This window comes from Labilithrix luteola (genome assembly GCF_001263205.1).
Taxonomy (GTDB): Bacteria; Myxococcota_A; Polyangia; order Polyangiales; family Polyangiaceae; genus Labilithrix; species Labilithrix luteola.
Map to the genome: position 1 here is coordinate 10688890 of NZ_CP012333.1, position 25638 is coordinate 10714527.

General features: G+C 67.3%; 18 protein-coding genes. 5 read left to right on the forward strand and 13 right to left on the reverse strand.

Going from position 1 to position 25638, the window contains the following annotated elements:
• The first annotated feature begins 206 nt into the window (after positions 1-206).
• Positions 207-1775: a tetratricopeptide repeat protein gene (locus tag AKJ09_RS46140; RefSeq protein WP_146654233.1), complete on the forward strand. Its 1569-nt coding sequence runs from the start codon at positions 207-209 to the stop codon at positions 1773-1775.
• Between the two features lie 3 nt (positions 1776-1778).
• Here the strand turns inward: AKJ09_RS46140 and srmL are convergent, their stop codons facing one another.
• The 9 genes from srmL to AKJ09_RS46185 form a co-directional block, all read right to left on the reverse strand.
• Positions 1779-2903: a PheS-related mystery ligase SrmL gene (srmL, locus tag AKJ09_RS46145; RefSeq protein WP_240488854.1), complete on the reverse strand. Its 1125-nt coding sequence runs from the start codon at positions 2901-2903 to the stop codon at positions 1779-1781.
• A gap of 292 nt (positions 2904-3195) precedes the next feature.
• A complete protein-coding gene (corA, locus tag AKJ09_RS46150; protein WP_169928460.1) occupies positions 3196-4179 on the reverse strand; it encodes a magnesium/cobalt transporter CorA in 984 nt (327 codons plus the stop codon).
• Positions 4180-4245: 66 nt separating this feature from the next.
• Positions 4246-6468, reverse strand: a complete 2223-nt coding sequence (locus tag AKJ09_RS46155) for a class I SAM-dependent methyltransferase (RefSeq protein ID WP_146654235.1) — start codon at positions 6466-6468, stop codon at positions 4246-4248.
• Entirely contained in the window at positions 6465-7319 is an 855-nt protein-coding gene (gene asd / locus AKJ09_RS46160) for an archaetidylserine decarboxylase (RefSeq protein WP_240488855.1), read from the reverse strand. Before asd ends, AKJ09_RS46155 begins: the two co-directional genes overlap by 4 nt.
• A 223-nt stretch (positions 7320-7542) precedes the next feature.
• Positions 7543-9144 (reverse strand): tetratricopeptide repeat protein, encoded by a 1602-nt coding sequence (locus AKJ09_RS46165; RefSeq protein WP_146654236.1) that lies wholly within the window; start codon positions 9142-9144, stop codon positions 7543-7545.
• On the reverse strand, positions 9141-12095 hold the full coding sequence (locus AKJ09_RS46170) for a DUF4175 family protein (RefSeq protein WP_146654237.1): 2955 nt from the start codon (positions 12093-12095) through the stop codon (positions 9141-9143). Before AKJ09_RS46170 ends, AKJ09_RS46165 begins: the two co-directional genes overlap by 4 nt.
• A 19-nt stretch (positions 12096-12114) precedes the next feature.
• Positions 12115-13839, reverse strand: coding sequence for a serine/threonine-protein kinase (locus tag AKJ09_RS46175; RefSeq protein ID WP_169928462.1), 1725 nt, complete (start codon positions 13837-13839; stop codon positions 12115-12117).
• Between the two features lie 178 nt (positions 13840-14017).
• Positions 14018-15142 carry a hypothetical protein gene (locus AKJ09_RS46180; protein ID WP_205633975.1) on the reverse strand — a complete coding sequence of 375 codons (1125 nt, stop codon included), beginning with the start codon at positions 15140-15142 and terminating at the stop codon, positions 14018-14020.
• 305 nt (positions 15143-15447) lie between these two features.
• Positions 15448-15906 (reverse strand): deoxycytidylate deaminase, encoded by a 459-nt coding sequence (locus AKJ09_RS46185; protein WP_146654240.1) that lies wholly within the window; start codon positions 15904-15906, stop codon positions 15448-15450.
• Between the two features lie 108 nt (positions 15907-16014).
• Here AKJ09_RS46185 and AKJ09_RS46190 point away from each other — a divergent pair, with 108 nt between their 5' ends.
• Positions 16015-16971 carry a tetratricopeptide repeat protein gene (locus AKJ09_RS46190; protein WP_146654241.1) on the forward strand — a complete coding sequence of 319 codons (957 nt, stop codon included), beginning with the start codon at positions 16015-16017 and terminating at the stop codon, positions 16969-16971.
• A gap of 3 nt (positions 16972-16974) precedes the next feature.
• Here AKJ09_RS46190 and AKJ09_RS46195 read toward each other — a convergent pair whose 3' ends face one another.
• The 4 genes from AKJ09_RS46195 to AKJ09_RS46210 all read right to left on the reverse strand — a co-directional run bounded on the left by AKJ09_RS46195 (position 16975) and on the right by AKJ09_RS46210 (position 22113).
• On the reverse strand, positions 16975-17475 hold the full coding sequence (locus tag AKJ09_RS46195; RefSeq protein ID WP_146654242.1) for a hypothetical protein: 501 nt from the start codon (positions 17473-17475) through the stop codon (positions 16975-16977).
• Entirely contained in the window at positions 17472-18899 is a 1428-nt protein-coding gene (locus AKJ09_RS46200; RefSeq protein ID WP_169928464.1) for an ABC transporter substrate-binding protein, read from the reverse strand. The genes AKJ09_RS46195 and AKJ09_RS46200 overlap by 4 nt, the downstream gene beginning before the upstream one ends.
• A 170-nt stretch (positions 18900-19069) precedes the next feature.
• Complete coding sequence (locus AKJ09_RS46205; protein ID WP_146654244.1) at positions 19070-20827, reverse strand: serine/threonine-protein kinase; 1758 nt, start codon at positions 20825-20827, stop codon at positions 19070-19072.
• Between the two features lie 71 nt (positions 20828-20898).
• Positions 20899-22113, reverse strand: coding sequence for a putative metal-binding motif-containing protein (locus AKJ09_RS46210; RefSeq protein WP_146654245.1), 1215 nt, complete (start codon positions 22111-22113; stop codon positions 20899-20901).
• Between the two features lie 155 nt (positions 22114-22268).
• On the opposite strand from AKJ09_RS46210, the gene AKJ09_RS46215 reads away from it, so the two are divergent.
• The 3 genes from AKJ09_RS46215 (at position 22269) to AKJ09_RS46225 (ending at position 25614) form a co-directional block, all read left to right on the forward strand.
• Positions 22269-22835 carry a hypothetical protein gene (locus tag AKJ09_RS46215; protein ID WP_146654246.1) on the forward strand — a complete coding sequence of 189 codons (567 nt, stop codon included), beginning with the start codon at positions 22269-22271 and terminating at the stop codon, positions 22833-22835.
• On the forward strand, positions 22832-23980 hold the full coding sequence (locus AKJ09_RS46220) for an OmpA family protein (protein ID WP_146654247.1): 1149 nt from the start codon (positions 22832-22834) through the stop codon (positions 23978-23980). Before AKJ09_RS46215 ends, AKJ09_RS46220 begins: the two co-directional genes overlap by 4 nt.
• A 173-nt stretch (positions 23981-24153) precedes the next feature.
• Positions 24154-25614, forward strand: coding sequence for a carboxypeptidase regulatory-like domain-containing protein (locus AKJ09_RS46225; protein WP_146654248.1), 1461 nt, complete (start codon positions 24154-24156; stop codon positions 25612-25614).
• The last annotated feature ends 24 nt before the right edge of the window (positions 25615-25638 follow it).

Sequence of the window (25638 nt, forward strand, 5' to 3'; positions counted from 1 at the left end):
GAGTTCGAGGGTCTCCATCGGAAAGCGTCTCGCGGAGGAGTTCGTGCTCCGCTTCGTGTTCCGCCACCCACCGTCGCAACCTATCGCAGCTGATCGCCGCGACGCGTGCGGCGCATCCCCACAGTCGAGGTCTTCCTCCTCGGAGACTCAGACGACACTGTCTCGACCTCGAGACTCACCATTAGAGTGAACGCCGGGGGGTTCGAATGGCTCCATCGCAGGACACGGACGACGAGCTTTCGTACGAAGACGAAATCGCGCTCGTAAACGAGCTGACGAGCGCGGGCGTTCGATTCCACGCGCTCACTCACTGCATCACGGCACTCGCACTCGAACCGAATCGTCAGGAATGGCGAGCGCACCTCGCCGATCTGCTCGCCGACGAGAAGCTCCGTCGCGCCCTCGAAGAAGATACGTTCCTCGGCGCCCACGCCGCGCGTGCCTACTGGCTCCATCGGAATGGCAAGCTCGGAGAAGCGATCGAGATCGTCGCGCAGCTCCAACATGGCGCTCCCCACGCCGGATTCGCACCGTGGCTGGCGCGCTGGTGCGAGGAGGCCGCCGCCGGCAAGCTTCGCGTCGATCCAACGCTCCTCGTGCAGGCCTGCATGCCTGCGATGTCCCTCGGGCTCGGACGGATGACGTTCCTCCCCGCGGAGCAAGCCGCCGCCGAAGAGCTCGTGCCAGTCATTCTGCTCGCGCGAAGTCAGGCCCCCGGCGATGTTCGCACGGCACTCGTAGCATCGGCGATCTTGCGGCGTGCCGGTCGACTCGACGACGCGCTCGACGCGACGGCGGCCGTGGAAACGAGTGCCCGCGGCGGAAAGTTCGTGGCGATGGCCGAAGCAACGCGCGGCTTCGTGTTGCGGGCGCTGCGCAGATTCGACGAGGCGTTGACCTGCTTCGATCGCGCCTTCGAAGCCGAAGGGGACCCCGTCCATCGATTGGAGCAATTCCGCGTTCTCGTCGATGCCGGCCGCTGGAACGACGCGCTCGCGCGCCTCGAAGTCTATCGTGGGCTCACGGAGCTCGAGGCCGAAGAAGAGATCGCCTTCGAGCTCGTCACGGCCCTCGAGAGTGCCGGGGCCCCGCCGCCGGTCGAGCCACCACTGGACCTCGTACGTCGGCGCATCCTCGGGCACGGCCTGCTCGTCCAGATGGGCGACGTCATGGGAAACAGCGCGCGCCGAATCGGAGCGAGCCTGCGTGACGGAGCCACGGCGAATACCGTCGTCGACAAGGAAGCATTGCCTTCTCCCGAGCTCGACGAATGGATTACGTCGATTTCGGAATACGACGAGCGTGAATTCGAACCTTCGTCTGACTTTCTCGATTTGTGGTCGGCGGCCAGCATGCTCCGTCCTCCCGCCGAGAATGCGCACGCCTGGGTCTCGGCATTCTTGCATCCACGTATGCCCAATACCCGCATGACTCCCGGTCCGATTGCCATTCATCGTTGGCAGGTCGTTGCGATGATCGGGCTCGCCCTTTCGGAGACCGGCTGGGCAGGCACCGAGAAGCGCACGGTGCTGCTGGCCCTTCTCCGTGGGCCCATGGACGGGTCGCTCGGTGCCGTGATCCGCGTCGCGGCGGAGGTGGCACTCCACGAACCGCTCGCCACCAAGGAGATACGCGATCGCCTCCTGGAGCTCGTGGAGTTGTTCGAAGCCGAAGCGAGCGGAGCGCTCCTGCGTACGCTCCGCATCGCCCTCGACATGCTGCCGTTCACCCCTCGCGACGTCATCGAGCGCCTGGCCGACGCCGACGTCGATTGAGACTCACGACGCAAACACGTTCACGGCTCCTTCGTGGAGAATGCGGTAAATCGCATTGCGCACTTCGTTCGCCTCGGGGTGCGTGAGCGTGCGCTCGTGCGACCGAACGACGATGCGGAGGAGCACGTTTTTCTGCCCGGGAAGAAGTCCGAGTCGCGCCTGGGCCTGTGGAGGAAGTGATCGCGCAGGCGTCTCGGACACGACCTCGATCTCTTCCACGTAGCTCGCGAGCGTCCCGAGGAGTCGAACGCGGTCGCCGAGCTCCTCCGGCGTGGTGTCTGCCGGGACGGCGATCGACATGTCGCGGCGAATCGCCGGATACGAAGACACCGCTCGATAAGGCTCCAAATCCAGCATCTGCGAAGCGATGCGCGGATCCGAGGAACGCAGGAGTCGAATGTCGGGGATCCCTTTGCGCAGCATCAGCAGGCGGTCGAGTCCAAGGCCCATCGCGAGCCCGGAGACGTCGCGGTCCAAGCCCGCGAGCTCGAGCACCCGCGGGTGTGCCAGACCGCACTCGCCGACCTCGATCCACTGGTCGTCGTGCTCCACGTCGACCTGCAGCCCTTCGAGTGTGTAGGGATGCACGGCATCGGTCGTGCGCCAGCGCCACCCGGGTAGGAGCGATTCCATGGCGACGGCGATGAGCGCGCGCAAGTCGTCGCGATCGAGACGTTTGCCGCCTCGACGCACGCGCCAGACGTCGACCTGATGCGGTTCGCCGGAGTGGAGTCGGTCGATGCAATCGCGTCGGTACACCACGCCCGGCGCAAGCATCGTGACGTCGAGAGATCTCGCTTCGCCCGACTCGGCGAGCCCGCGAAGTGCCTCCGGAATCATTGCCGAGGTATGCGTGCGGAGGACCCGGTCGTGGGTGACGTAACGCGTGTAGCGGGCATCACGCGTGACGGATTCAGGCGCGAATCCGAGACGGTCGTAGTTGTCGAGAACGGAGACCACGCGCGCGCCTCGGACGCGTCGTGGCTCGGTCGATTGTGCCTGCCCCACGTCGCTCGCAAGTTGCGCGACGAGCGATTGCATCGCATGGGCCCCGCCTTCGGGGTCGGTCAAATCACGAAGAACGAGCGCGTCGTCGAGCGCCTTCTGGCCAATCAATCGAATCTTCACGGTAGACCTCGCAGGAGCTCGCCATCGAGCTCGGGTTCGCGTTTCGGGTTCGCGAATCCCCCGAGCCGAACTCGGGTTCCTGCGGTCTTCGGCTACGTGCGAGCCGTGAACGATGAGTCGTTACGCGGCGATTTCACACGGCAGCCGAACCCCGCACCCGAGCTGGGCCGGGGGGCCGCTAAATCGACGCGATGCCTGAACGAGCACCATCGGCCTCAAGATGACGCGCGCATGCAAATCACGCAAGGCCCTTGCACGCCTGAGCTCGCGATTGGCCCTTCGACCTCTCGGCTCAAAGCCATTTCTTCGCTTTGAACCACAGCAGAATCCCGCCGGCGACGGCCGCCATCAAACCGAGTGCGAACGGATATCCCCAAAGCCAATGCAGTTCCGGCATGTGCTCGAAGTTCATGCCGTAGACGCCCGCAATCACGGTCAGCGGCAACATGACCGTCGAGATGATCGTGAGTCGCTTCATCACCTCGTTCATGCGGTTCGACTGCAAGCTGAGATGCGCGTCGAGCAAGCTGGTGACGAGATCGCGATAGCTGTCGACGAGCTCGGTCACGCGCGCGAAGTGATCGTAGACGTCGCGATAGAACGGAACGAGCTCGCGCGGGATCTCGTCGAACTCCGCGCGTGCGAGGCGCAATAGGATCTCGCGCTGGTAAATCGTCGTTCGCCGCAAGAGCTGCAAACTGCGCTTCAACCGGATGATCTTGGGAATCACCGCGGTGTCCGGACGAATTCCGCTGTCGGAGAGAATGCTCGTTTCGATCGAATCCATCTCGTCGTCGAGGCGGTCGATGAGCGGCATGTACTCATCGACCATGCGATCGAGCACGGCGTGTGCGACCCAAGCCGGCCCTTTCCGCAGAAGGCCCGGGCGGCGCTGAACTTCCGCGCGCGTCGGCTCCACGGCACAGACTTTTTCGTCGTGCGCATGGGTCACGAGGAAGTGTTTGCCGATGAGGACGTCGAGCTCGGTGAGCGAGAGCGGAACCTCCGACGATTCGAGATCCGTTTCTCGAACGCCGTGCATCACGAGCTGCACGTAGTCACCGAAGTCTTCGATCTTGGGCAGGCCGATGTCGTTCCACACGTCCTCGATGGCGAGCGGATGGATCTTCAGGACCTCTTCGAGCAGCCGATCATCCTCCGGAGTACGCTCGTCGAGCTCGACCCAGAAGTTCTTGCCCTCGGCATGAGCGCGGACAATGTCGCTGTAGTCGGTGGTGTACCGGGCGACGTCGCCTTCGAGGATCAGCGCCTTCACGAGCGTGAGGATAGGGCCTCGTTCCGCTGGGATCGAGGTACTCTGCAACGCGGCCGCGCTTGGACGTCAGCGCTTTTCGGCCAGAATGAGCGTGCGCGGAGACTCGCAGCCGAAGAACACCCCCGGCGTTCCCATGCGCCCGCTCACTTCGGCAACGCGGAAGCCGTTGTCGTGGAGCATCTTTCCGAGCTCGTGGAGGGCGTAGATGCGGATCGAGTACTCGATCTCCTTCGTACGCCCGTCGTCCATCATGAGCGTGCGCTTCACGCGCATTCGGCTCGTGATGAAGTCGATCTGCATCTCGTCCATACAGATGCAGCCGTCGCCTTCGAACCAGGCGAGCGATGGCGCCTGCCGGATGATGTAGTCGCGATTGACGACGTCGAGGAGGAACTGGCCGCCCTTCTTGAGCGCGCGGTGCACCTTCGCGATGACCGCGTTGTTCTTCTCTTCGTCGAAGAAGCCGAAGCTCGTGTTCCAGGCAAAGATGCCGTCGAAGGTGTCTTCGAAGAGCATCTCGCGCATGTCGCCCTGCACGAAGTTGATCTTCTGCTTGCGATCCTGCGCTTCGTCGGACGCGCGCGCGAGCATCGCCAGGCTCAGATCGAAGCCGACGACCTGGTAGCCGCGCGTGGCGAGCTCCACGGCGTGACGCCCCGTTCCGCACGCGAGATCGAGGACGGTCGCGCCCGCCTCGCAGCCGAGGCTCTCTTCGATGAAGTCGACTTCACGGGCAATGTCCTTGTCCGTGACCTTCGCCATCGTGCGAATGAAGTCGTCGTTGAAGAGCTCTTCCCACCAGGGGCGGTTCTTCTTTCGGTTCGCCGCGGCCTCGCTCATCGGCGGCGGCGCGATCCCCGTCACTTGTGGCACGAAGAGCGATGCCTGCGACCCGACCGCGACCGGCGCTGCCGCGGCGGCCGTTGCGGCTGCGGGTGGGGCCGATGGCGTCTTCATCCCGAGGATGCCGGGCACCGCGGGCGAGTGGAAACCGGCAGGCGGAGGCGGGAGCGAGGACAAGTCGGGCGAGGACGGCACCGACGGAAGTCCCGGACCGCTCGCGGGCGCGTGGACGGGCGTCACGGGCGCATGAACGATGGCCGGCGAGCTCCCATGCGACTGCGGCACGTGAGGGGCGGTCCCCTGAGGAGGAACCCCGTACGGAGCCGGCGCTTGGGGAGCCACCCCGTAGGGAGCTCCCCCATACGGAGCCGGCGCTTGAGGATGGCCGTACGGAGCGTACATCGCCGCGGGAGCGGGAGCCGGAGCCGGAGCCGGAGCCATGCCAGCCATGAGGGCCGTCGCCGTGGTGGACGGCCCGCCATAAGCCGGGAGCTTCTGCGTCTGGCCCTTGGCGGGCGGAGGAGGCGGCTGGTGGGGCGTAGGAATGGACTCGACGCTGACGAGATCGTCCGCCTCGACCTCGTCGACCTCGCCCGCATCGGAGGTACGCTCGCCGTCGTCGATGCGGATCTCCTCCGAGTCCACGACGTCGACCGGCAGGCGCGGCATGGTCATCGGCTCGTCGGGCGCATCCGAAAGGTCGATCGGAATCTCTTCCGACGGCGGAGGAGGAGGCGCCGGCTCGGGCGCACCGTCGATGATCGTCCGGCGAGGATCCGCGCCCGAGTAGGCCGCGAAGACCTCGAAGCCCGGGTCCCGGCGGCTCATCCGCAAGGTCGCGTCTTCGTCGATCACGGCGGGTTGGTAAGGCGTCCAGCCCTCTTCGCGCGAGGGATCGATGCCGACCGCACGCTTCGGGGGCTCGGTCCGGGTGACGGGGGGCGGCGGCTCCGTCGGCGGATTCACAATCGTCTCGTCCGCAGGACCAATCGCGATGATGCGCGTTGGCTGGAGCGGCGCATTCGCGTCGAACGCCGACAACGTCGAGGGTCCGTCGTGGCGGCGTTCTTCGGGTGCGACGGCCGACGGCGGCCGGCTGGGCGTGGGCGCCACGGCCGGCATACCGGGGATCGGCGTGTGAACGACCTGCGGACGAGCGATCTCGTCGTCCGGAATTCGGAGGGTCAGCTTCGCGCGCTTGCGCGGATCCGCATTTTTCCCGCGCACGCCATCGTCGGCGAGCGCAGCGTCGACGCGCGTCTGTGCGTCGTTGAGCGGAGGAATCGTGACCGGTTTCGGAGGCGGCGGTGCCGAAACCCTCGCCTTTTGCACGCTCGTCTCGCGCATGACAGGCGGCGAGACGGCAGTCGCGTCATCATCCCCGAGGATGATGTCGTCCAGGGCCGGAGCCTCCGGAGGCGAAAGCTTCGCGGGACCGTCGCTCATCCGGCCTCCCCACCCTCCCGCAGCCCTAGCGGCTGACCGAACCGAACAGGTCCTTCCGAAACCAACCAACGGAGCTTGGCGCGCGGCTCGAAGAAGACGACCGCCGTCGATCCAAGCCGGAAAATACCGATCTCGTCGCCCTGGCGCACGTGGCGCGGAGGCTCGTACGGGTGCTCTCCGAACGGTACGTCGCGTGCGTCGATACCGGTCACGGTGATGCGCCCGACGACCATCGCCGCGACCATCACGATCGTGACCCGGCCGAGTCCCACGCTCTCCGGCGTGTCGATCACGATCGCGACGCGACGGTTGCGAACGAACAAGTTCGGCACGTGACGAACGCCGATCTCGTTGACCGGGTAGTAGTCGCCGGGCATCGAGCGCACGGTGACGATCGAGCCTTCGACCGGCGAGTGCACACGGTGGTAGTCGCGTGGAGAGAGATAGACGATGCAGCCAGTGCCGCCCTCGTACCGACGAGCTTCGGCCGGATCACCGACGAGCTCGTCCACGCTGTAGGGTCGCCCCTTCACGGTAAACTTGCGGCCGTCGACCGGACCGAGCGAGTCGATGCGACCGTCGGCAGGACTGACGATGACCTTCGGGTCGACGGGCAGCTCGCGCGCGCCCTCGCGAAGCTCACGCGTGAAGAACTCGTCGAAGCTCGCGAAGCCCGAGGCCTTCGCGCACTCGTCGAGCTCGACGTTGTAGGCACGGCAGTAGAGGTTGACCACCGCTTTGCCCACGGGCTCCGGCCAGGCGTAGTCCGCGAGGCGGCCCATGGCGCGCGTGATCTTGGTTCGCGGCAGGACACGGAGAATCTGGGCGGTGGCGTACGAGATCGCGTTCAAGTTCCGCTCTTCTTCCTTCGATCAATGCGTGCGCCGAGCCGTTTCTTTCGACAGATTCGCTCGTTACCGATTATGCCGGGCCCGCAACGCTCCGGTCAATTAGGGGTCGACGGGGTTGCTTCCGGCAGCAGGGTAACGCTCGTGCTCGACGCGTTTCACGGGTTGGTACCGATGCACTCTAAGCATCGGCAATGCTTGGACAAATGACTTCGGCGTCGCGCGGCTATTCCCGGCCGATATCGGGGTCGTACCGACGCCGTGCGGCGTCGCACAACGGATCACTTCGGCCGTCCGTGCCCTTCCCGTTCGTGCCCGGCGCGGGGGACGTCTCGCAGGCGCTCTCGACGGAAAGAGGATCGTGCGCTCGAGCCTGCTCGAACGATGCGTCGGCCGTCGCGCCGTCGCCACGCGCACGCGCAAGGCGTCCGCGCATCGCCCAACAGGGTCCGTAGCTCGCCACCCAGAGCTTCGGATCTTCGAGCAAAGTCTCGGCCGCCTTCGTGTCCCCCGAGGCTTCGAGGACACGCGCTCGGAGGTAGCGAAGGCTCGGATCGCCGAGCAGGTCGGAAGGAACCTTGTCGAGCTCCATGAGGGCCTCGGCGGCGTGGTCTCGGCCAAGAAGCAGCTCGGCGAGGCGTGCGCGTTCGCGAGAGTCCCCGAGGCCGGGCGGGCTCGCTCCGAGGCCGAGCAGCGGTGAGAGCGGCTCCTTGGGACGCTTGGCCAGGTGGGCTCGCCAGCGGACGTCCCATTGGGCGAGTGTCTCGCCGCTCGTGCGCGAGAGCGCCTCGTCGACCTCCTTCGTCTCGCGGAGCGCGACGAGGAGCTTCGAGAGTGCCCCTTCGGGAGAGCTCTCGACGAAGAAGCGCACGAAGCTCGTGACCTCCGCGAAGGCTACGGTCGCCGCGTCGGCGCTCGGCAGCATGGCGATCGAGGGTCCAAGCTTGTCGAGCGGAAGGTCGAGCTTCATCTCCATTCCACGGAGAACCACGCTCTCGGGGGTTGGGCGGTCGTCGAAGTGGCCGACCTCGCGCCAGCGCACCTCTTCACGGCGTGCCACACCTTCGTGCAACCAGAGCGGGGCCCGGTCGTGCGTCTGCATCGCGATTGCGAGGTGCGTGAGCTCGTGCGTGAGCGTATCGCGGAAGGCAAAACCGCGGTTGCTCGCGCGCGGCGAGAGAATGGCGACGCGCCCCCACTTGGCGACGGCCACGGTGCCGGTCGTCTGCGCAGCGCTGTACGGAAGGCCCGTCATGGCGCTGAGCGAGAGCAGATCTCTCACCACGGTGATGCGCGTCGGCTTCTTCCACTCCACACCGAGATCGCGGGCGAGCGACGTGCGCGCCTTGAGCACGGTGTCGACGAGGAGCGGACCGAGCGCGCGGTCGGCCTCGTCGTGGTAGCGGATGACGATTCCATTCGCTTCGTCCTTGTCGACGATCGTGGCGGCGGTGACGCGGGCGCATCCACGCGCGACGTCGCCGATGAGCCTGGCCTCGTCGCTGAGCGCCGCCTCGCCGTGGCCGAGAAGCGAAACGGCGAGGTCGCAGTTCTCCTCATAGAGCGCGAGGCGCGCCTTGGCGACGACGACCGCCGGATCGTTGGGGTCGGCCTTCGCGAGCTCGGCGTGCGCGGCCTCGTACTCCTGAGCGACGGTCAGCTCGCTGGCTCGCGCGGCGTGGTTGCCGATGTCCAGGATCGGTTTCGAGGGCGGCGTCGGCTCGTTCGACGCTCCCGCGCCCGCGCGTGCCGGCACGACGAGCGCTGCCGAGAGCGCCAGCGCGCACGCCACCAAGCCGAGCGCCCTCTTCGAAAACGTACGCTTCATCGCAGAAGCCCCTCGGCGTATCGCTTCACGGCATCCTTGAAGCGGCCGCCGCTCGGCTGGCCAAGCCCCTTGATGACGCGCTTGCGGAATTCTTCGGGTCCCTTGTGTTGATCGGCCTTGGGGATGTCGGCGTGATCGCGATCGGTGCGCGAACCGTCTCCGCCCTCACCTTCACCGGATTCACCATCCCCCACCGCGTCGCGCGCCATCTCGAGCTTCTGCTGCGCTTCGCGCTGCTGCGCGAGCCCGCGCTCGGCATCGCCTTGCTTGAGCGCATTGGCGGCTTCACGTGCGGCGCGCTCGGCGTCTTCGAGGGCGTCGAGAGCGGCAGGCGGCAACGTCTCCTGGTCGCGCCCCTTGCGCGCGACGTCGCGGGCGCGCTCGGCGAGCTTGCCTTCGGCGTCGCCGTGCTCGCGAAGCTGGGGCCCCGCGCGCTCCCCCGCCTTCTTGCGCAGCTCGTCGAGCTTCTGCTCGGTCCACTTCAGCTCGCCTTCGAGCCCCTTGCGCGCCTCTTCGAGCGTGCGCTCGGCGTTGGGTTCGGACGGACGGGACCAGCGGTCGCGCGCGGCGGCACGACGGGCCTCGTCGAGTGCGTTGAGCGCGTTGCGACCGCTCTGGACGGCATCGGCCGCGTTGCCCTGCTCGAGCGCACGGGCCATCTGCTCGGCGTGCTCGCGAGCGGCCGCGCCTTTGCTCGTCCACGAGTCGCTGCCACCACCAACCGAGGGCAACGGGCGCGCGGCCTCGCGAACCTTGTCGGCGTGCTTCTTCGCTTCCTCGGAGAGCGACTTGAGATCGTCCGCGCTCGACCCGTTCGCGAGCGACTGCTCCACTTTGCCCACTTCGCCGGCATGCTCCGAGGCAAGCCGCTCGAGATCGTGAACCGCCTCGTTGAAGGCCTGCGCAGCGTCACTTCCCTCGCCATCGCCATCCGCACCGGAAGCGCCTCGGCCACCGCCCGATTCACCACCCGCGTGCGACGGACGGCCTCCGCTCGCACCGAAGGACGGATCCGGCTGGCGGAGCCGCGCGGCGAGATCCTGCGCGGCGAGGACGGTGTGCGGGAGATCTTCGACGTGCTTCGGAGCGCCCGCGTCGGCGTCTTGCTCTTGGCCAAGACCTCGGGACCGCGCGATGCGGAGCAGGTCCATCGAGACGATCTCGCCGATGTCGCGACCGAGCGCCCCCAACTTGACCATCGAACGACCTCCGCCTTCGAGAACCATGACAGCGGCGTCCATGCGTTGCTCGGCGCGGGCCTTCTCGGCGGGTTTCTGGGCGAGCGTTGCCGCCATGGCGAGGTCGTCGGCCACCTCGGCGAGCTCCTTGGAGACATCGCGCGTGTCCTTGATGCCGGTGCCCTGGATCACGGCGTCGAGCACGAGCACCAAGCGCTCGTTCGCTTTCACGACCGCGGCGCGTGAGGCCGTGCTCGGTGACAGCGCCTGGTTCTTCACCGCTTCCTTCAGCTTGCGCATACGCGCGCGAAGCATCGCCGCGAGGCGGCCCGGCACGCGCACTCCCGCATACGAGGTGGTGAGTGCGTTGTCGAAACGATCGCCATTTTCGTCGAGCGATCGCGCTTCGTGGTCGAGGAACTCCCGACGCTCCTTCGGGTCGGCGGGGACGCCGTGCGTGAGGCGCCACGCGAGCGAGTCTACGAAAACATCGCGCACTTCACGCAACGCGGCGAGACGGCGCGACTCCGGCTCTCCCACGTCGGGCGGAACGATGGTGATGGCTTCGCTCGACCCCCACTTCGGACCGGTCAGCGGATCGTTGTCCTTGGCTTCGACGCGAATCTCCACCGGCGCGTGACTCTTCTTCACGAACGAGTCGGTCGTGCGGAGCGTGTAGCCGCCGCGGTCGGACTTGGTCTCGCCGTCGAGCCGCGCGAGGACGCGCCGCTCTTCGCGAGCACCTGCGCGCAGGACGAGGTGCACCTCGCGCAAGCCGTGGTCGTCCGATGCGTCGTAGTGAATCGGGATCTCGGAGGTGTCGGCGCGCTCGCCACCACCTTGATTGGCGGCGCCGAGAAGAATGCGCTTCGGCGCACCTTCCAGCACGACGTCCGGCGCACGGTCGGGGATCGACTCGACGGGCGTCCCCTCCCACTCCGGAATCACGACGTCGCCGAAGCGCGCTACGACCTTGAGCTTCGCCGTGTCGGCGAGCGGCCAGCGCGCCACCACGTGACCCGAGCCGTCGTCGACGAAGGGCACCTCGGCATCGCCGTCGGTGAGGAGCAGACGCCGGTTCGCATGAACGGGACGACCGCGCACGGTGAGAAGCGCGCCGCGCGGGAGCGCGACATCGTCGTAAGGCGTGACGTGTCGCTCGTCGAGATGAAGATAGTCCGGCGGGCGAGCCTGGATCCGCGGGTCGGTGAGCCATGCCATCCCGATGGGCGCCACGCCCTTCTGCGCCAGGAGGACGTCGAAACCCTCGAACACGCCCCACGGGTTCGTGGCACACCCCGCGACCGTCGCCGCCGCGAGCGCGAGCGCGGACGCCCCAAGCACCATGGCGAGACGACGTGCTCCACGCTCGGCGCCTTCGCTCGGAAGTGCAGCGAGCGTCCGGCGAACGTGCAGCTCGGCCAGCTCGGTCGACGCGCCACGCGTTCCTTCGTCGCCGAGCAACGAGAGCGCACGAACGGCGCGACCTGCAAGCTCGGGCTCGACGCGGCCCGCGACGCGCTGGATGGTTCGCGCGGGATCGCGGAACACACGGCGCTCGTGAATCGCGATGGCTACGACGCCGGCGGCGGTCGCGAGGAGAATCGCAACGGCACCGATTCGCGTCCCGAGTGTGCCACCGCGCGCCACGAGCAGCGCGACCGTGATCGCCAGCGCGACGAAAGCCACGGTCGCACGACGACGAGGCCCCTGGACGATCGATCGCCAGGTCTCACTGAGAATCTGAAGAGGCTCGGGCAGCGGCGGCTTCATCGAGCCCGGGAACCATAACTCACTGGCCCGATGGCTGCGACGGCGGCGGCGCCATCGGCGGCCACTGGATGGTGGGGAATCCGCTCGGCAGAGGAATCGCGCTCGGAAACCCGCTGGGCAGCGGGATCGCGCTCGGGAACCCGCTCGGAATCGACGGGAAGACGAACGGCGGAGGCTGAACCGTGCTCGACGGCGACGTCGGCGGGTTCGTGGATGAGCTCGGAGGCGTGGTCGGCTTCGTCGACGGCCCCGGGCCGGTGGGCGTCGTCGGACGAACCTGCGGCCCCGCGTTGAGCGGCGGGGCGGAGGTGACCGTGACGACCGGCCCCGGCGTCGTCGGAACACCCGTCGTGGGCGCCGCGGGCGCCGTGACCGCAGGCGTTGTGGTGAGCGGCCCCACGATCGGCGTCGTCGACGCCGACGTGCTGTTCGTGCCGAGCACGTACGCGACCACCGCGCCCGCTCCGAGGAGAAGGGCGACGACGGCGAGGCCGACGATGAGCCCGCCTCCACTTCGGCGACCCGTTCCATGGGTCCCATGGTTCGTCATCGGAGGTGGGACCGCCGACTCGTACGGCGTCGCAGCCATGCGTGCACGAAGCGCGTCGTCGATCGGAGCCGCGCGAACCGTGCTGCCCGAGAGCTGCACGTTCGCGCCGCCGTTCATGGCGGAGCCGAGGGGCGCTCCCATCACGGTGCCCGTTCCCGCCGCCTCACGCGGAGGTTCGAACGCCGGCGCAGGCGCGAAATGGTTCGGCGCCGGAGCAGGCGCGAGCGCCGCGTGGGCCGGCACAGCAGCGACGGGCCCGACGGCCGCCGGCGATGCGAACTTCGCCGTCCCCGCGCGCTTGCCTTGCACCGCTTCGAGCGCGAGACGCATCTCGGTGGCCGACGAGAAACGCATCTCGGGCCGCGGCGCCATCGCGCGATGAACGAGACCGGCCAGCTCCGGCGCCGTGCCGGGCGCCGCGTGGACGAGCGGGGTGATCTCACCGCGCTCGACCTTGAACACGAGGACGCGCGGATCGTCGCCGGTGACGGGCGTCGTGCCCGAGAGCATCTCGTAGAGCATCACGCCGACGGCATAGATGTCCGCGCGAACGTCGACCTTGTCGGCCGCGTACGCTTGCTCGGGCGCCATGTATTCGGGCGTGCCCATCAGCATGCCCGCGACCGTGAGGTTCTTCGTGGTCCCGCCTTCGGCGCGCTTCAACTTGGCGATGCCGAAGTCGATGAGCTTCAGGATTGGCCTTCCGCCTTCGAACGTGACGAAGACGTTGTCCGGCTTCAGGTCGCGATGGATCACGCCGAGCGCATGGGCTGCTTCGAGCGCCTGGAGGATCTGGAGCGTGTACTCGCTCGCCGTTCCCGGCCCGAGCCGCTTCTCGCGGCGAACCACATTGGAGAGTGGCTCGCCCTGGAGAAGCTCCATCACGAGGTAGGCGATGCCGTCGGGCGTACGATCGACGTCGGTGACGTGGACGACGTGAGGGCTGCGGATCTGGGCAGAGACCCGCGCCTCCTGCACGAAGCGCTCGACGAGGCCCGGCCGGCGCGCGAGCTCCGTGTGGAGCACCTTGATCGCGACGTGCGTACCTAGGCCGAGGTGCTCCGCCTCGTAGACGGCGCCCATGCCCCCATCGCCGAGGAGGCGAAGGAGCTTGTACTTCCCGCTGACGATCTGGCCGACGTCGACCACGGAGGCGGTCTTACCATAGACCAAGAGAGAGGGTGACGCGGCCATACCCATTCGACGCGCCAGAACCCGATTTGGTTCGTCACCAACGGTAAACCGAACGCGCCCGCGCTCGACCGCCCTTTCCCCTAGCGTTTCCGCGGCGTTGGCATGGTCGCGATCACGTCTCCGGTCGCGTCTCCAGCCATGCGCACGCCTCCGGGTCGCGCCTCCGGCAAGGGCGTGATCAGGCCGCCTGCCGCGCTCCGGAGAGCGAAATTCGGCTCACGTGCAAGAGCTCGCTCGCCGTATCGGCATCCTCGATCGCCGCGAACATCGGCACGAGACGTTGTTCGTCACCGCCCCCGAACGCGCCGCTCGGCGAAAACGCGCGCGCCTGCGGACCATCGAGGACGAGGAACAAGTCACGCCGGGCATCCCCTTCCCTCCACGGCGCGGTGATGACGTATGCGATCCGCTGGCGATCGAGATGGAGCTCTTCGCTTCCGCGTCGAATGAGCACACGCCGATCGGTGACGAAATACCGCGTGGCCCGGGCGAGCCTCACGGGACGAACGACCGACGCATAGCCAATCCAGAGAGCCACGCTTGCGAGGAGGAGCATGCCGAGCCCCACGGCCGCAACCAGAACCCCCGACACGATCGGCGAGAGCGCGTGCAGACGCAGCATCCGAGCGATGGGCGGGACCGTGCGCGACAGAAGGAGAATGACCGTCGCAGCCGTCGCCGTGGCGCAGACCGCCGTCGCGACGCGCCGCGTGGTCCAACGTGAGGCATGGGGTCGATCGGTCCAGAGCACGCGTTCGCCGTCGTCCAGCCGCTGCGCGAGTGGACGCGTGCCGTCACCCAACGGCGCGCTGGGCGTCAGCCCGCGAACGATGGCCCAGAGCCGGTCGGGGGCTTCGACATCGGCGAGCGTGACGCTGAGCGTCCGGCGAAGCGCGCCCGTCGGAACGGCTCGCTCGAGGACGAGATCGCCTACGCCAGGAACACCTTCGTGCCACCGGATGACCGCGTAGCTGATCGCGTTGCGGTCGATGCTGCGTCGCAGACGGCCCCGCTGCCAGATGACGTGCTGCTCGGTGACGATGTAGCGGGCCGACGCCCGGAACCAGAGCGGCAATCGCCAGGCACCGAGGGCGATGGTCGCGCACCACGCCGAAAACGTGAGCAGCCCACCGACTGGGAGCTGGAGACCTCGAGCGACGACGATGGCGAACGCGAGCGTCACCAGGGAGACCGTTGTGGCGACCGCCGAAACGACCTTGAAGAGCACCGGCACGGTCGTGACCTTCGGTCCGCCGGTCCAGACAATCTGCTCGCCAAAGAGGGAATCGCGCGCGCCGCCCATCAGGACACCAAAACCACCAGAAGCACCACACGAGACACGACGACCAAGCGACGACCACGCCGCGCCGGGACTTCCGGGCTGGCGTCGACGACGATGATGAAGAACGACGGCCGAACACCCCGTCGGCTTCACTCACCGAAGCCTTTGACCCCGCAAGAAGGGCCACCTTAGGTCAGCTTGCGCGCGGCGCGTCGACCTGTCCAGGGGGGGCGCGTCACTTGGCGTGGAGCACGTGTGGGCGGGCGCCCCGCCGGCCCTCGTGATTCGCAGGAATTCTGCGTGCGGAGGCGGCCGCGCTAGCCGTCCTACTGGCTCAGCGCCTTCGAAAAGTCGACGAGCTCGATGCCGATCCGCTGGGACACGTCGAAGATTTTCTGGTCACGGTAGAATTCGCCGAACACGATCCGCGTGATTCCGGCGTTCGCGATGAGACGGAAGCAACCCCAGCAGGGCGACGCCGTCACGTAAATCGATGCTCCTTCGATGCGCATGCCGTTCCGCGCCGCTTGGACGATGGCGTTGGCCTCGGCATGGACCGTGCGCACGCAGTGGCCCTCTTCCATGAGATGGCCCTCTTCATCGCAATGGGGCAGCCCGCGGATCGAACCGTTGTAGCCCGTGGCGAGAATCGACTTGTCGCGGACGATGACGGCCCCGACATGCTTGCGATCGCAGGTGGCGCGCGTGGACACCTCGCGCGCAATGTTCATGAAGTACTCGTCCCACGAGGCGCGGGGGCGCGCACGGCCTTCGGTCGTCGACATGGCGCTAGGCTTTAGGGCGCACGTTCGCCGGCCGCAACGGGCGACGGCCGCCTTTCGTCCTGTCCGATTGCTTCGCGGGCCGCGCCCGCTCGCGTTATCCTCCGCGGGATGCGAGGCAGAGGCAAGTGCCGGTCGGGCGCCAAGGCGAGCGGGGGGACGAGCACGAGCCTGGCGATGCTTTCGGCGCTCGCTTGCCTCGCGCTGATCGCCGTCGAGCCCACGGCCAGCGCAGCTCCTCCCAAGCCTGCAAGCTCGGCCGCAGTGCCACCGGCGGACGTGGAGACCGCCGAGCAGCTCTACGCGAAGCTCGACTACGAACAAGCGAACGCCGTGGCCGATCGGGTCATCAAAAAAGCCGGACTCACCCACGACCAGCTCGTTCGCGCGTACCGAATCCTCGCCGTGACCGACGCCATCCTCGACAAGGAGGAGCAGGCCCGCGACGCATTCCTTCAGCTGCTCACGTTCGATCCCGAGTACCGCGTCGATACGAACCTCGGGCCGAAAGTGAACACGCCCTTCATGGAGGCGCGCGGAAGCTTTCGTTCGCTCGCCTCCAAGCCGGGTGTCGACGTGAGCGCCACGGTCGCCACGAGCGGCGGTACGCTGAAGATCACGACGCACAACCCGACGCGCATCGCCAAGAAGCTCGTCGTCGGCTACCGGTGGACGTCGTCGGGCGACTACACCGTGAGCCAGCTCGCCGTGGGTGACGCTGCGGTCGTCGAGGTCGGGCCCGCGCCGAAAGGGCGTTCGCGCCTCGACTTCTATGCGCAGGCCCTCGACGAGCACGACAACGCCGTCTTCGAAGCGGGCAACCCGCTGGTTCCGAAGAGCGCCTTCGCCGAAGCCGGCACCGAGGCGTCCGCCGGGTCCCATGGCGAAACCAAGAAGAGCGAGCAAGGCGGCTCGTTTCTGAGCAGCCCGCTCTTCTGGGGCATCACCGGTGCTGCCGTTCTCGTCGGCGGTGGAACGGCGCTCTTTCTGGCACTCCGCCCTCAGGATCCGCCGACATCGGCATCGCTCTCCCCCGTGCTCATGTGCGGGGGCGCGCGCTGCAACTGAGCGTCAGTTCGACGGACACGTCTTCGCGCAGAAGTCCGACACCGAGTTGCACGCCGTCGCGGGCACGGCCACGGTGATGTCCGCCAGCGCGAGAGGGATGGCGATGGGGGCATTGCCGTCGCCGAACGTCTGAACGGTACACCCCATCAAGAAGTCCGCGCCGCGACGCGCACCGATGGCGAGCACGGCATGTTCGCCGTAGGGCACGGAGATCGGCTTTGCGCCCTGCAGCAGCTCGCACGTCGTCACGGGTGGATTCTCGACGATCGCGGACATCGGATCGTGACGCTTTCGCGACTGCAGCAGGTTCTGACAAATCGTGGTGCGCGCGTTCGGATCGCCCGCGCCGACGTCGAAGACGAAGAGCTGCACGGAGTCCGTCGCGATCGCCGCCGACGTCGAAGGAAATTGCACGGTGTACGTGCCCGTCGAAGGGTCCGATTCACCTGCGCTGCACGCGGCAATCAGCAGTGCCGCGAGCGCCACGAGCGACGAGCGAATCATTTGAGCTGCTCCACGAGCTCTTCGAGAGAGAAGCGACCAACGGTTCGATAGTCGACGGTCTTGTCGGGCGCGCGATGCGCCTCCCACACGATGAATCCGGCTTTGACGTTGCCGTTCGGTTCGAGATCGATGGCCCCGGACGCGCCTTTGTAGTCGATCTCCTGCTTCTGCTGGATCGCTTGGAGCGCGTCACCGAGCTGGGATGGGCCGAACGACTTGCCGGGAGGATTGGCGACGGCCAAGAGCGCATTGCGGATCGCAACGCGGTCGTCCACGGTGCCTGCTTGCTGAATCGCGAGCGCGATGAGAATGGCTGCGTCGTAGGTGTTCGCGGCGAACGCCGGCGCTTCCTTGCCATCGGGGATCGGGAAGTACGACGAGTAGATTGTCTTGAACTGGTTGTACTCGGGGGTGCCGGGCTGCGTATCCGGGTTCGTTCCGTAGACGCCTTCGGCAACGTTCGGCGACGTGGGGTCCGAGGCGTTCTCGCGACTGCGCTTGAGGAAGCCGTCGGTGTAGATGCCATCGGTGCCGATGAAGAAGAACCCCTTCGCGGCGAGCGCCGCGTAACGAGGGTCCGCCTTGAAGTCGCGCACGAACTGCGAAGCGACATCGTCGTAGGCAATGAGCGCCAGGCAGTCTGGCGCGAGGTCGTGAATCGACGATGCGACGTCCTGATAGCCCGGTGCGAGTAGGACGGACACGCGCTTGCGCGTGAGGAGGGGCTGGCCCCCCTGCTTCGGAAAGTTCTGCTCGATGACGTCGGCCATCGAGTTGCCATAGGCATTGTCGACGTTGACGATCGCGAGCTTCGAACAATGTGCAGGCGGTGACGGCGCAGGCGTGCCACCTCCATCACCTGCATCCGTGTCGACTGGACCGGGCGTGGTCGTGCCGCCGTCGCTTCCGAGCCCGCGCGGTGTTCGCTTGGCAAAGAGCAGCACGGCCGCGCCCTGGAAATCGTCGGCCGGCGTCGTGCGGAAGAGCCAACGATCGTCGGTCGGCTGGATGCCGGTGAGCTCGGTCGAGGTGGCCGACGGGCAGATCTGGACGATGTGGGCGTCGCGATAGATCTGCTGCGTCTTGACGACTTGCTGGCTGCCGATCGGGCCGATGACGGCCACAGCGCCCTTCTTCACGAAGTCGTGCGCCACGCGATCGACGATGCCCTGCGACTCGTCACTGGTGTCGTCTTGGACGTCGAAAACGACCGGACGCCCGAGAACGCCGCCGGCTGCATTGATTTGGCCCTCGGCAACGCGCACCGCATCGCGCAAGGGCGCAGAGAACGCGTCGAGGCCGCCCGTCAAACCGAGCGACACGCCGATGACGATCGGCTTCGGCGCACTCGGCGCAGGAGCCGAGTCCGAACATCCCTGCCCCACCGTAACGGCCGCAGCGGCGAGAGCTACACCGGCGAGCATCGAAACGCACGCGACGGCGCGAGCCGGGGCACGAAGCCGGGCGTAAAACCGGGAGGGACGAGCGGGAACGGGAACACGCATGGGCATCGACGAGCCGACCAGCTCGTCATTATGACGCGGTTCTGCGTGACTGCGCCACTGGCGCGCTCACATTGGGCGCGCTTCGAACGTCACTTCAGCGCGAGGGAGTGGGTCTTGGTCTCGCCGCTCTTGATGACGACGGTGGTGGTCTGCTTCAGGCCCTCGTCCGGGTTCTCGACTTGCAGCGTGTGCGAACCTGGCGGGAGCGGGACCTTGTTGCAGGGCGTGGTGCAAAGCGGCTTGCCGCCCTCGGAGATCTTGGCCCACGGGTAGACGTTGATCGTCAAGAACCCGGGGTCCTCGGTGGGAGCCGACGCCGTCGCGCTCGGCTTGGCGGGCGGGTTCTTCGGGGCTGCGCCCCCATGAACCGCTGCCGCCCTCGACGCCGGCGAGGTGGATGGCGATGCACTCACGACGGTCGCGACGGGCGTTGGCGTCGGCGCCGGCGCGGTGGTTGCCGAGGTGTTTTCGGACACGGCCACCGGGGTTGGCGCCTGCTCGGCCGCCCTCGCTTCGTCGAAGCGACGGTGGTCGCGAAGGCCGAACACCACGATCAGCATGGCTGCGAGGACGAAGAAGCCGACCGCGAGCACGATCGCGAGGGCGCTGCTCTTCGGCGCCGGCGGCGGGTACTGCGAAGGAAACGGCATGCCCGGGTACTGCGACGACGGAGGAAGGGTTCCGTGCCCGTAGCTCGGAACGACCCCACTTCCCGACCCGCTCCCGTTCAGCCGCAAGAGCTGACCGCTCACGTCCGCGCTCTGTTGCATCCGCCGCAAGGACTCCGCGGTGAGCCCTTGAACTTCGGTGTTCCCCGACGTCGTCGAGATGCCCGCCATGTGCCTCTCGATCTGACGTCGGACCTCGTCGCGAACCGTTCCGAAGAGGCCCTGCATCGTGTGGCCGACGTCGTCCTGGCGGGAGGGCCGCGGGCGTGTTGCAAGCCACGCCTCGAGGGCCTGGCGCATCTCCGAGGCGGACTGCCAGCGGAGCGCAGGTTCTTTTTCGAGCGCGCGGGCGCAGATGGAATCAAGCACGGGATCGATCCCCGGCACCACGCTCGCGAGGCGCGGGATGGGCTCGTTCATCAGCTTGTGGAGCGTGTTCGCAGCGCTCTCGCCGGTCATGAGGCGATGCCGCGCAATGAGCTCCCACAGCACGATTCCCATCGCGAAGAGGTCCGAGCGCGCGTCGATGCGACTGCCCATCGCCTGCTCGGGCGACATGTACGCGACCTTGCCTTTGAGGACGCCGACCTCGGTCTCCGTCGAGCTGAGGGCCGCCTTCGCGATGCCGAAGTCGACGAGCTTCGTGTGCCCGTCGTACGTGACGAAGATGTTGTGAGGGCTGACGTCGCGATGGATGATCGAGAGTGGTCGCCCGTCGTAGTCACGGAGCTCGTGCGCATGACCGAGCCCCGCGAGGGCGTCGGCGATGATGCGCACGCAGATTTCGGGCTCGAGCGCGTCTTTGCGACGGAGGGCTTCCTTCAGCACCTTGTTGAGGGACTGGCCCTCCAGGTACTCCATCGCGATGAAGTAGATCCCGTTGTGTTCCCCGACTTCGTACGTGTGGACGATGTTCGGATGGTTGAGGCGCGCTGCGAGACGCGCCTCATCGAGGAACATGTTTCGGAACGCCGCCTCTTCGGCAAGCGCCTGACGGAGTCGCTTGATGACCGCCAGCCGATGGAATCCCATCTGCCCGCGAGCGACCGCGAGGAACACGTCTGCCATCCCGCCGCGGCCGAGGCTCGCGAAGAGCTGGTATTTGCCGAACGCGGTCGTGGGCGTCCCATCGATCACCCCCTCCGCGCCGGACTTGGGGTCACGTGCTGCCCCGATCATCCGACATATGGAGTATCCGGCGGACCGGGGCCGGTCAAGGCGACCCCGGGCGCGGATCCCGCAGGGAGACCCTACTTCGGCGTCGCGACGGTCTTCGAACCATCGGCGGCGTCGACCGACCACGTGAAGTCATCGATGAGGGCGGTCGAGTCGAGCCGGCCGTCGCCCTGGTCCCAGACGGCCCACGTCAGCGTGATTTCCTTGCCGCGGACGTCGTCGACCGGGGTCGTCGTGGTCAGCCAGCCCGTCGCGGCGTGGCCTTCGAAGCCGGTGCCGCTGAGCGAGCTATCGCCGAGCGGGCAGCTGAAGTCCTTGCCTCCAGCCTCCTGCGCCGAGCACACCTGCAAAAGGCTGTTGTTGACGCTGATCGGGTTCGTGTCCTGGTCGAACGCGATGTTGCCGTCCGGCAGGCCCGACGGCGCCGGATCCATCATCGTGACGAAGAAGTCGTTGAAGGTGCTGCAGATGAAGTCCGGGAACTCGAACGTGAAGAAGTTCTGCTGAAATTTGAACGACTTCGCATTCGACGGCACGCGGATCTTCACGCGCAGCGCGGCGCCGTCATGCGCCTTGTCGAAGGACCCCCCGCCACTGCCCGAGCACGAGGCAGACTCCTTGGGGTAGCCATCCGGCGTCCCGCACGTGTAGCCCTTGTCCCAGCCGCCGAAGCCGGTCTTGTCGCCCGGCTCGTGGTAGCCGGGATCGCCCGGCGCGCGGGCGCTGCCCGAGGAAATGGCGAGCATGCTGCCGCCCGCTTGGGCCGCGTTGACCCCGAACTGCGACAGGATGCCCTGGCTGAGCGGCTGCTTCTGCGTCTTCCCATCGGGAAGGACCCATTCGGCCTTGATGACGCCCCACATCTGATCGTCGGTGGCCTCTTTGCAAAGACCGATCGCCTTCGCCCCCTCCATGGCGGTGCCGGCGATGTCGAGCCCATCGTCACAGGCCGTGAGCTCGTCGTCAGGAGTGCCGTTGCAATCTTCGTCGATGCCGTTGCCCGGGACGTCGAACGCTCCCGCGTTCACGTTGGGGTCACACTCGTTGCAGTCGTTCTTCCCGGTGTAGCCGTCGCCGTCGTAGTCCTTGTCCTCGGCGGGGTTTGCCCCGCACGTTCCCCCCATGCCGCCGTCGCCGGTGATGAACGAGCCCGCCCCCGCATCGCCCGTCTCGGTCGGGTCCTGCTCGGTAAACGTTCCTCGTTTCGACGAGGAAGAACACGCCACGGAGAACGTAGCTACGGAGGCCACGAAAAGGAGGGAGGCGGTGCCGAGGCTGCGAACGTTCATTGGTCGGGCTTTGTCACGGCCCATACCCACAGGCGAGCAGCTTTCGCCACAGAGACGCTTTGGTGCCGTCGACCGGCTTCACAATTGCTCACACTTACGATGCTTTCCGTCAGTATGGTTGCGAACGGTGGCCCGCGGCTGTAGTTCGGGCTGACATGAATCGCCGCCGTCATCGACGCCGAATTCTCGCGATCTGCTTGCTGGTGTCGGCGCTCGGGGCCGGCGTCGGGATCGGGTTCGCCAGCGCCGCCGATCAAGACGATCGCGCGACCACGGAGACCGTCCTTCGCGAGGTCGCATCGTCTCCACGCAAGTCGCTCGCCGACGAGATGGTGAGCCGATCCCGTCAGGCCCTCGACCGCGGCGCGAAGCTTCGGTCCTCGGGTGACGAGCCTCATGCACGCCTGGCCGACGGCCTCGCGCGCACGTGGGCCGAAGCGGCGCGGGACGTCGTGAAGGCAGCCGAGGCCGAAGAGAAGGCGGCGGCCGCACGCCTGGCCGCCACCGATGCGGGTGCGCAGGCGGATCGCGAACGGGCCCTCCTCGAGGAGAGCATCGCGCAGAGCGGTCGCCTCCGAGCCCAGCTCGAGCAGCTCGAGCGTGAGTCGAAAGAGCAGCCGGCCAAGACCAGCACATCGGCCAACCAGGCCTCCGACGGGGGGGCCGCGAAACCAAAGGCACCGCCCAAGGCCGCGCCCGCGAAGGACGGAGGTGCACGATGAAGTCTCGCCTCCTGCCGGTCCTGCTCGTGTCGGCATTCGCGCTCGGATGCGGAGGGTCGAACGCGGCAAGCACGGCGCGCGTGAACGACGCCGAGAAGTTCCGCTCCAGCCTCCAAGGCGGTGACGCTCCGTCGCTCGCCCCGCAGGCGTTTGCCATCGCGGAGCAGGAGCTCCGGCTGGCGAAAGAGGCCTCGTCGAGCGGCGACGCGACGGGCGCCGATCTTCATGCCGATCGCGCCATCGCGGCCTACCAGCACGCCGTCGTCCTCGCGCGACTCGCGCGCGCCACACAGGACGAGGCAGCGGCGAACGAGGCACTTGCACAAGCGTCCGAGCGCATGCAGGCGTTTGCCACGCAACGGCGCGCCATGGATCGCGACGCGGACGATCTCGACAAGAAGCTGCGCGTCGCACGCGAAGCGCAGCTGCCGCCCGCCAGCGGTCCCGCCGATCCGGAACGCGAGCGCGCACGCGTCGTCGCGGCGCAGTCGCTCGCCATGCAGGCGCGTCTTCTCTGCAGCGCGGCGCGCCTCGTGTCGCCCGATGCGCCGGGCCTCGGCGACGCGGAGACGGCCGTGACGTCGCTCGAAAAGGAGCTCGACTCGGCCAAGGCCAAAGCGCCGATCGACGCCGCGGCGCGCGCGCGAGCGGCTTGCCTGACGTCCCTCACCAAGGCGCGTCGCGCCTCGAGCGCTGGCTCGTCGGACAAGGCAGACGTTCTCCTGAGCGAGCTCTCGCAGTCCGGAGCCGCACCGAAGACGCCGAACGCGGTCCCTTCCGATCTCGCACCGTCACGCGACGAGCGCGGCGTCGTGGTGACGCTCCGTTCGATCTTCCAAGGCGACAAGCTCACGCGAGAGGGCGAAGCCGCGGTGAAAGATCTCGGTCGCGTCGCCGCGGCGCATCCCGCCTTCGGCGTTCAAGTCGTCGTGCACGACGCCGAACGCCCCTCGCCCTCCGACGTTGCCGTGGATCAGAAGCGAGGCGATGCGGTTGCACGCGCACTCGTCGAAGGCGGCGCCGCATCGTCGAAGGTGAAGGTCGAACAAGCCGGCGCGCGTGCGCCGCTCGTCGATCCGAAAGACGTGCGACGACGCGAGCGGAACGCACGCATCGAGATCGTCTTCGTCGCTCCGACGTCCTGATGCATCGATGATCCACCCGCGCGCGGCACACCGCGCGCTGTGGCACGGCGAGCGCCATTGACGTGCGCGCAGCACACGCTTGCGCACCTAAATCGTGGCCCGCAGGCAAAACCAAGGCTGAGCCGGCCATTCGGACGGTATTGTTCTTTCCGGCAGTTCGGAGGAGGCTCGCGATGGCACGTCTTCAAACGGCACTCGGTACGTCTTTCGTCGTGGCAGCGCTGGGAGCGTTGGGGGCGATGCTCTTCGCGGGAGGGTGTGGCTCGGACGCCGACGACAGCACCTTCGGCGGGAACGGCTCGAGTGGCTCGAGCGGCTCCAGTGGGTCGAGCGGCTTCGTCAACGGCGATGGCGGTTCGAGCGGTTCGAGTGGAGGGCCGTGCGTCGGCCTGCAGTGCAATCAAACGTCCTGCTCCGGTGGCGGAACGACGACGCTCACAGGCAAGGTGTACGACCCCACCGGAACGGTGCCGCTCTACAACGCGGTGGTCTACGTGCCGAACGCCGAGCTCACGCCGTTCACCGAGGGCGTGACGTGTGACAAGTGCGGGACCGCGCCGTCGGGCAACCCCGTCACCACGGCCATCACGAACGCGAAGGGCGAGTTCAAGCTCGAGAACGTGCCGGTCGACGTCGACGTTCCGCTCGTCGTGCAGATTGGCCGCTGGCGGCGCAAGGTCACCATCCCCGCGGCCAACGTCACGAAGTGTGGAACGGCCCCGATCGACGGCGGCCTCACACGGCTCCCGCGCAACAAGGCCGAAGGCGAGATCCCGAAGATCGCCATCACGACCGGCGGCGCCGACTCCCTCGAGTGCTTCCTCCGCAAGCTCGGCATCGACGACGCCGAGATCACCGAGCCTTCGGGCACCGGCCGCGTCCACCTCTACCAGGGCAAGAACAACGAGGACGGTCAGAGCGACGGGTCGCGCATCAGCAAGGCCACGCCGGACGGCGAGGCGCTCTGGAACGACCTCGCGAAGCTGAAGCAGTACGACATGGTCATCCTGTCGTGCGAGGGCAGTGAGAACAACGACACGAAGAACGCCGCAAAGCCGAACCTCCGCGCGTATCTCGACGCCGGTGGCCGCGTGTTCGCCTCGCACTTCCACTACACGTGGTTCAAGAACCCGGGCGACAACCCGCTTCGCACGACGGCGAGCTGGATCAGCGGCGGCGACATCAAGAGCGCCGACATGACCGTCGACACGAGCTTCGCCAAGGGCCTTGCCTTCAAGGATTGGCTCGTCGAAGCCGGCGGCTCGCCCAAGACCCCGGGGCTCGTGCCCGCCACGGACCTGCGCACCAACGTCGCCAGCGTCCCGGCGAGCGGTGCTCCAGCCGACACGTCGCGTCGCTGGCTCTCCGTGGGCGACAACACGAAGTTCTACTCGTTCAACGCCCCGCTCGGGGTCGCGGCCGATCAGCAGTGCGGTCGCGGCGTCTACACCGACATCCACGTCTCGAGCGGCGACAACGCGGACTCGTCGGGTGGGACGTTCCCGAACAACTGCAAGTCGCCCAAGCCCGGGCTCTCGCCCCAGGAGAAGGCACTTCTGTTCCTCCTGATGGACCTGGCGTCCTGCATCCAGGACGACAACGTCCCGCCGACGCCCCCGCCGGTCGTGAAGTGAGCGCCTAGGGGCGCTCGCCTCGCG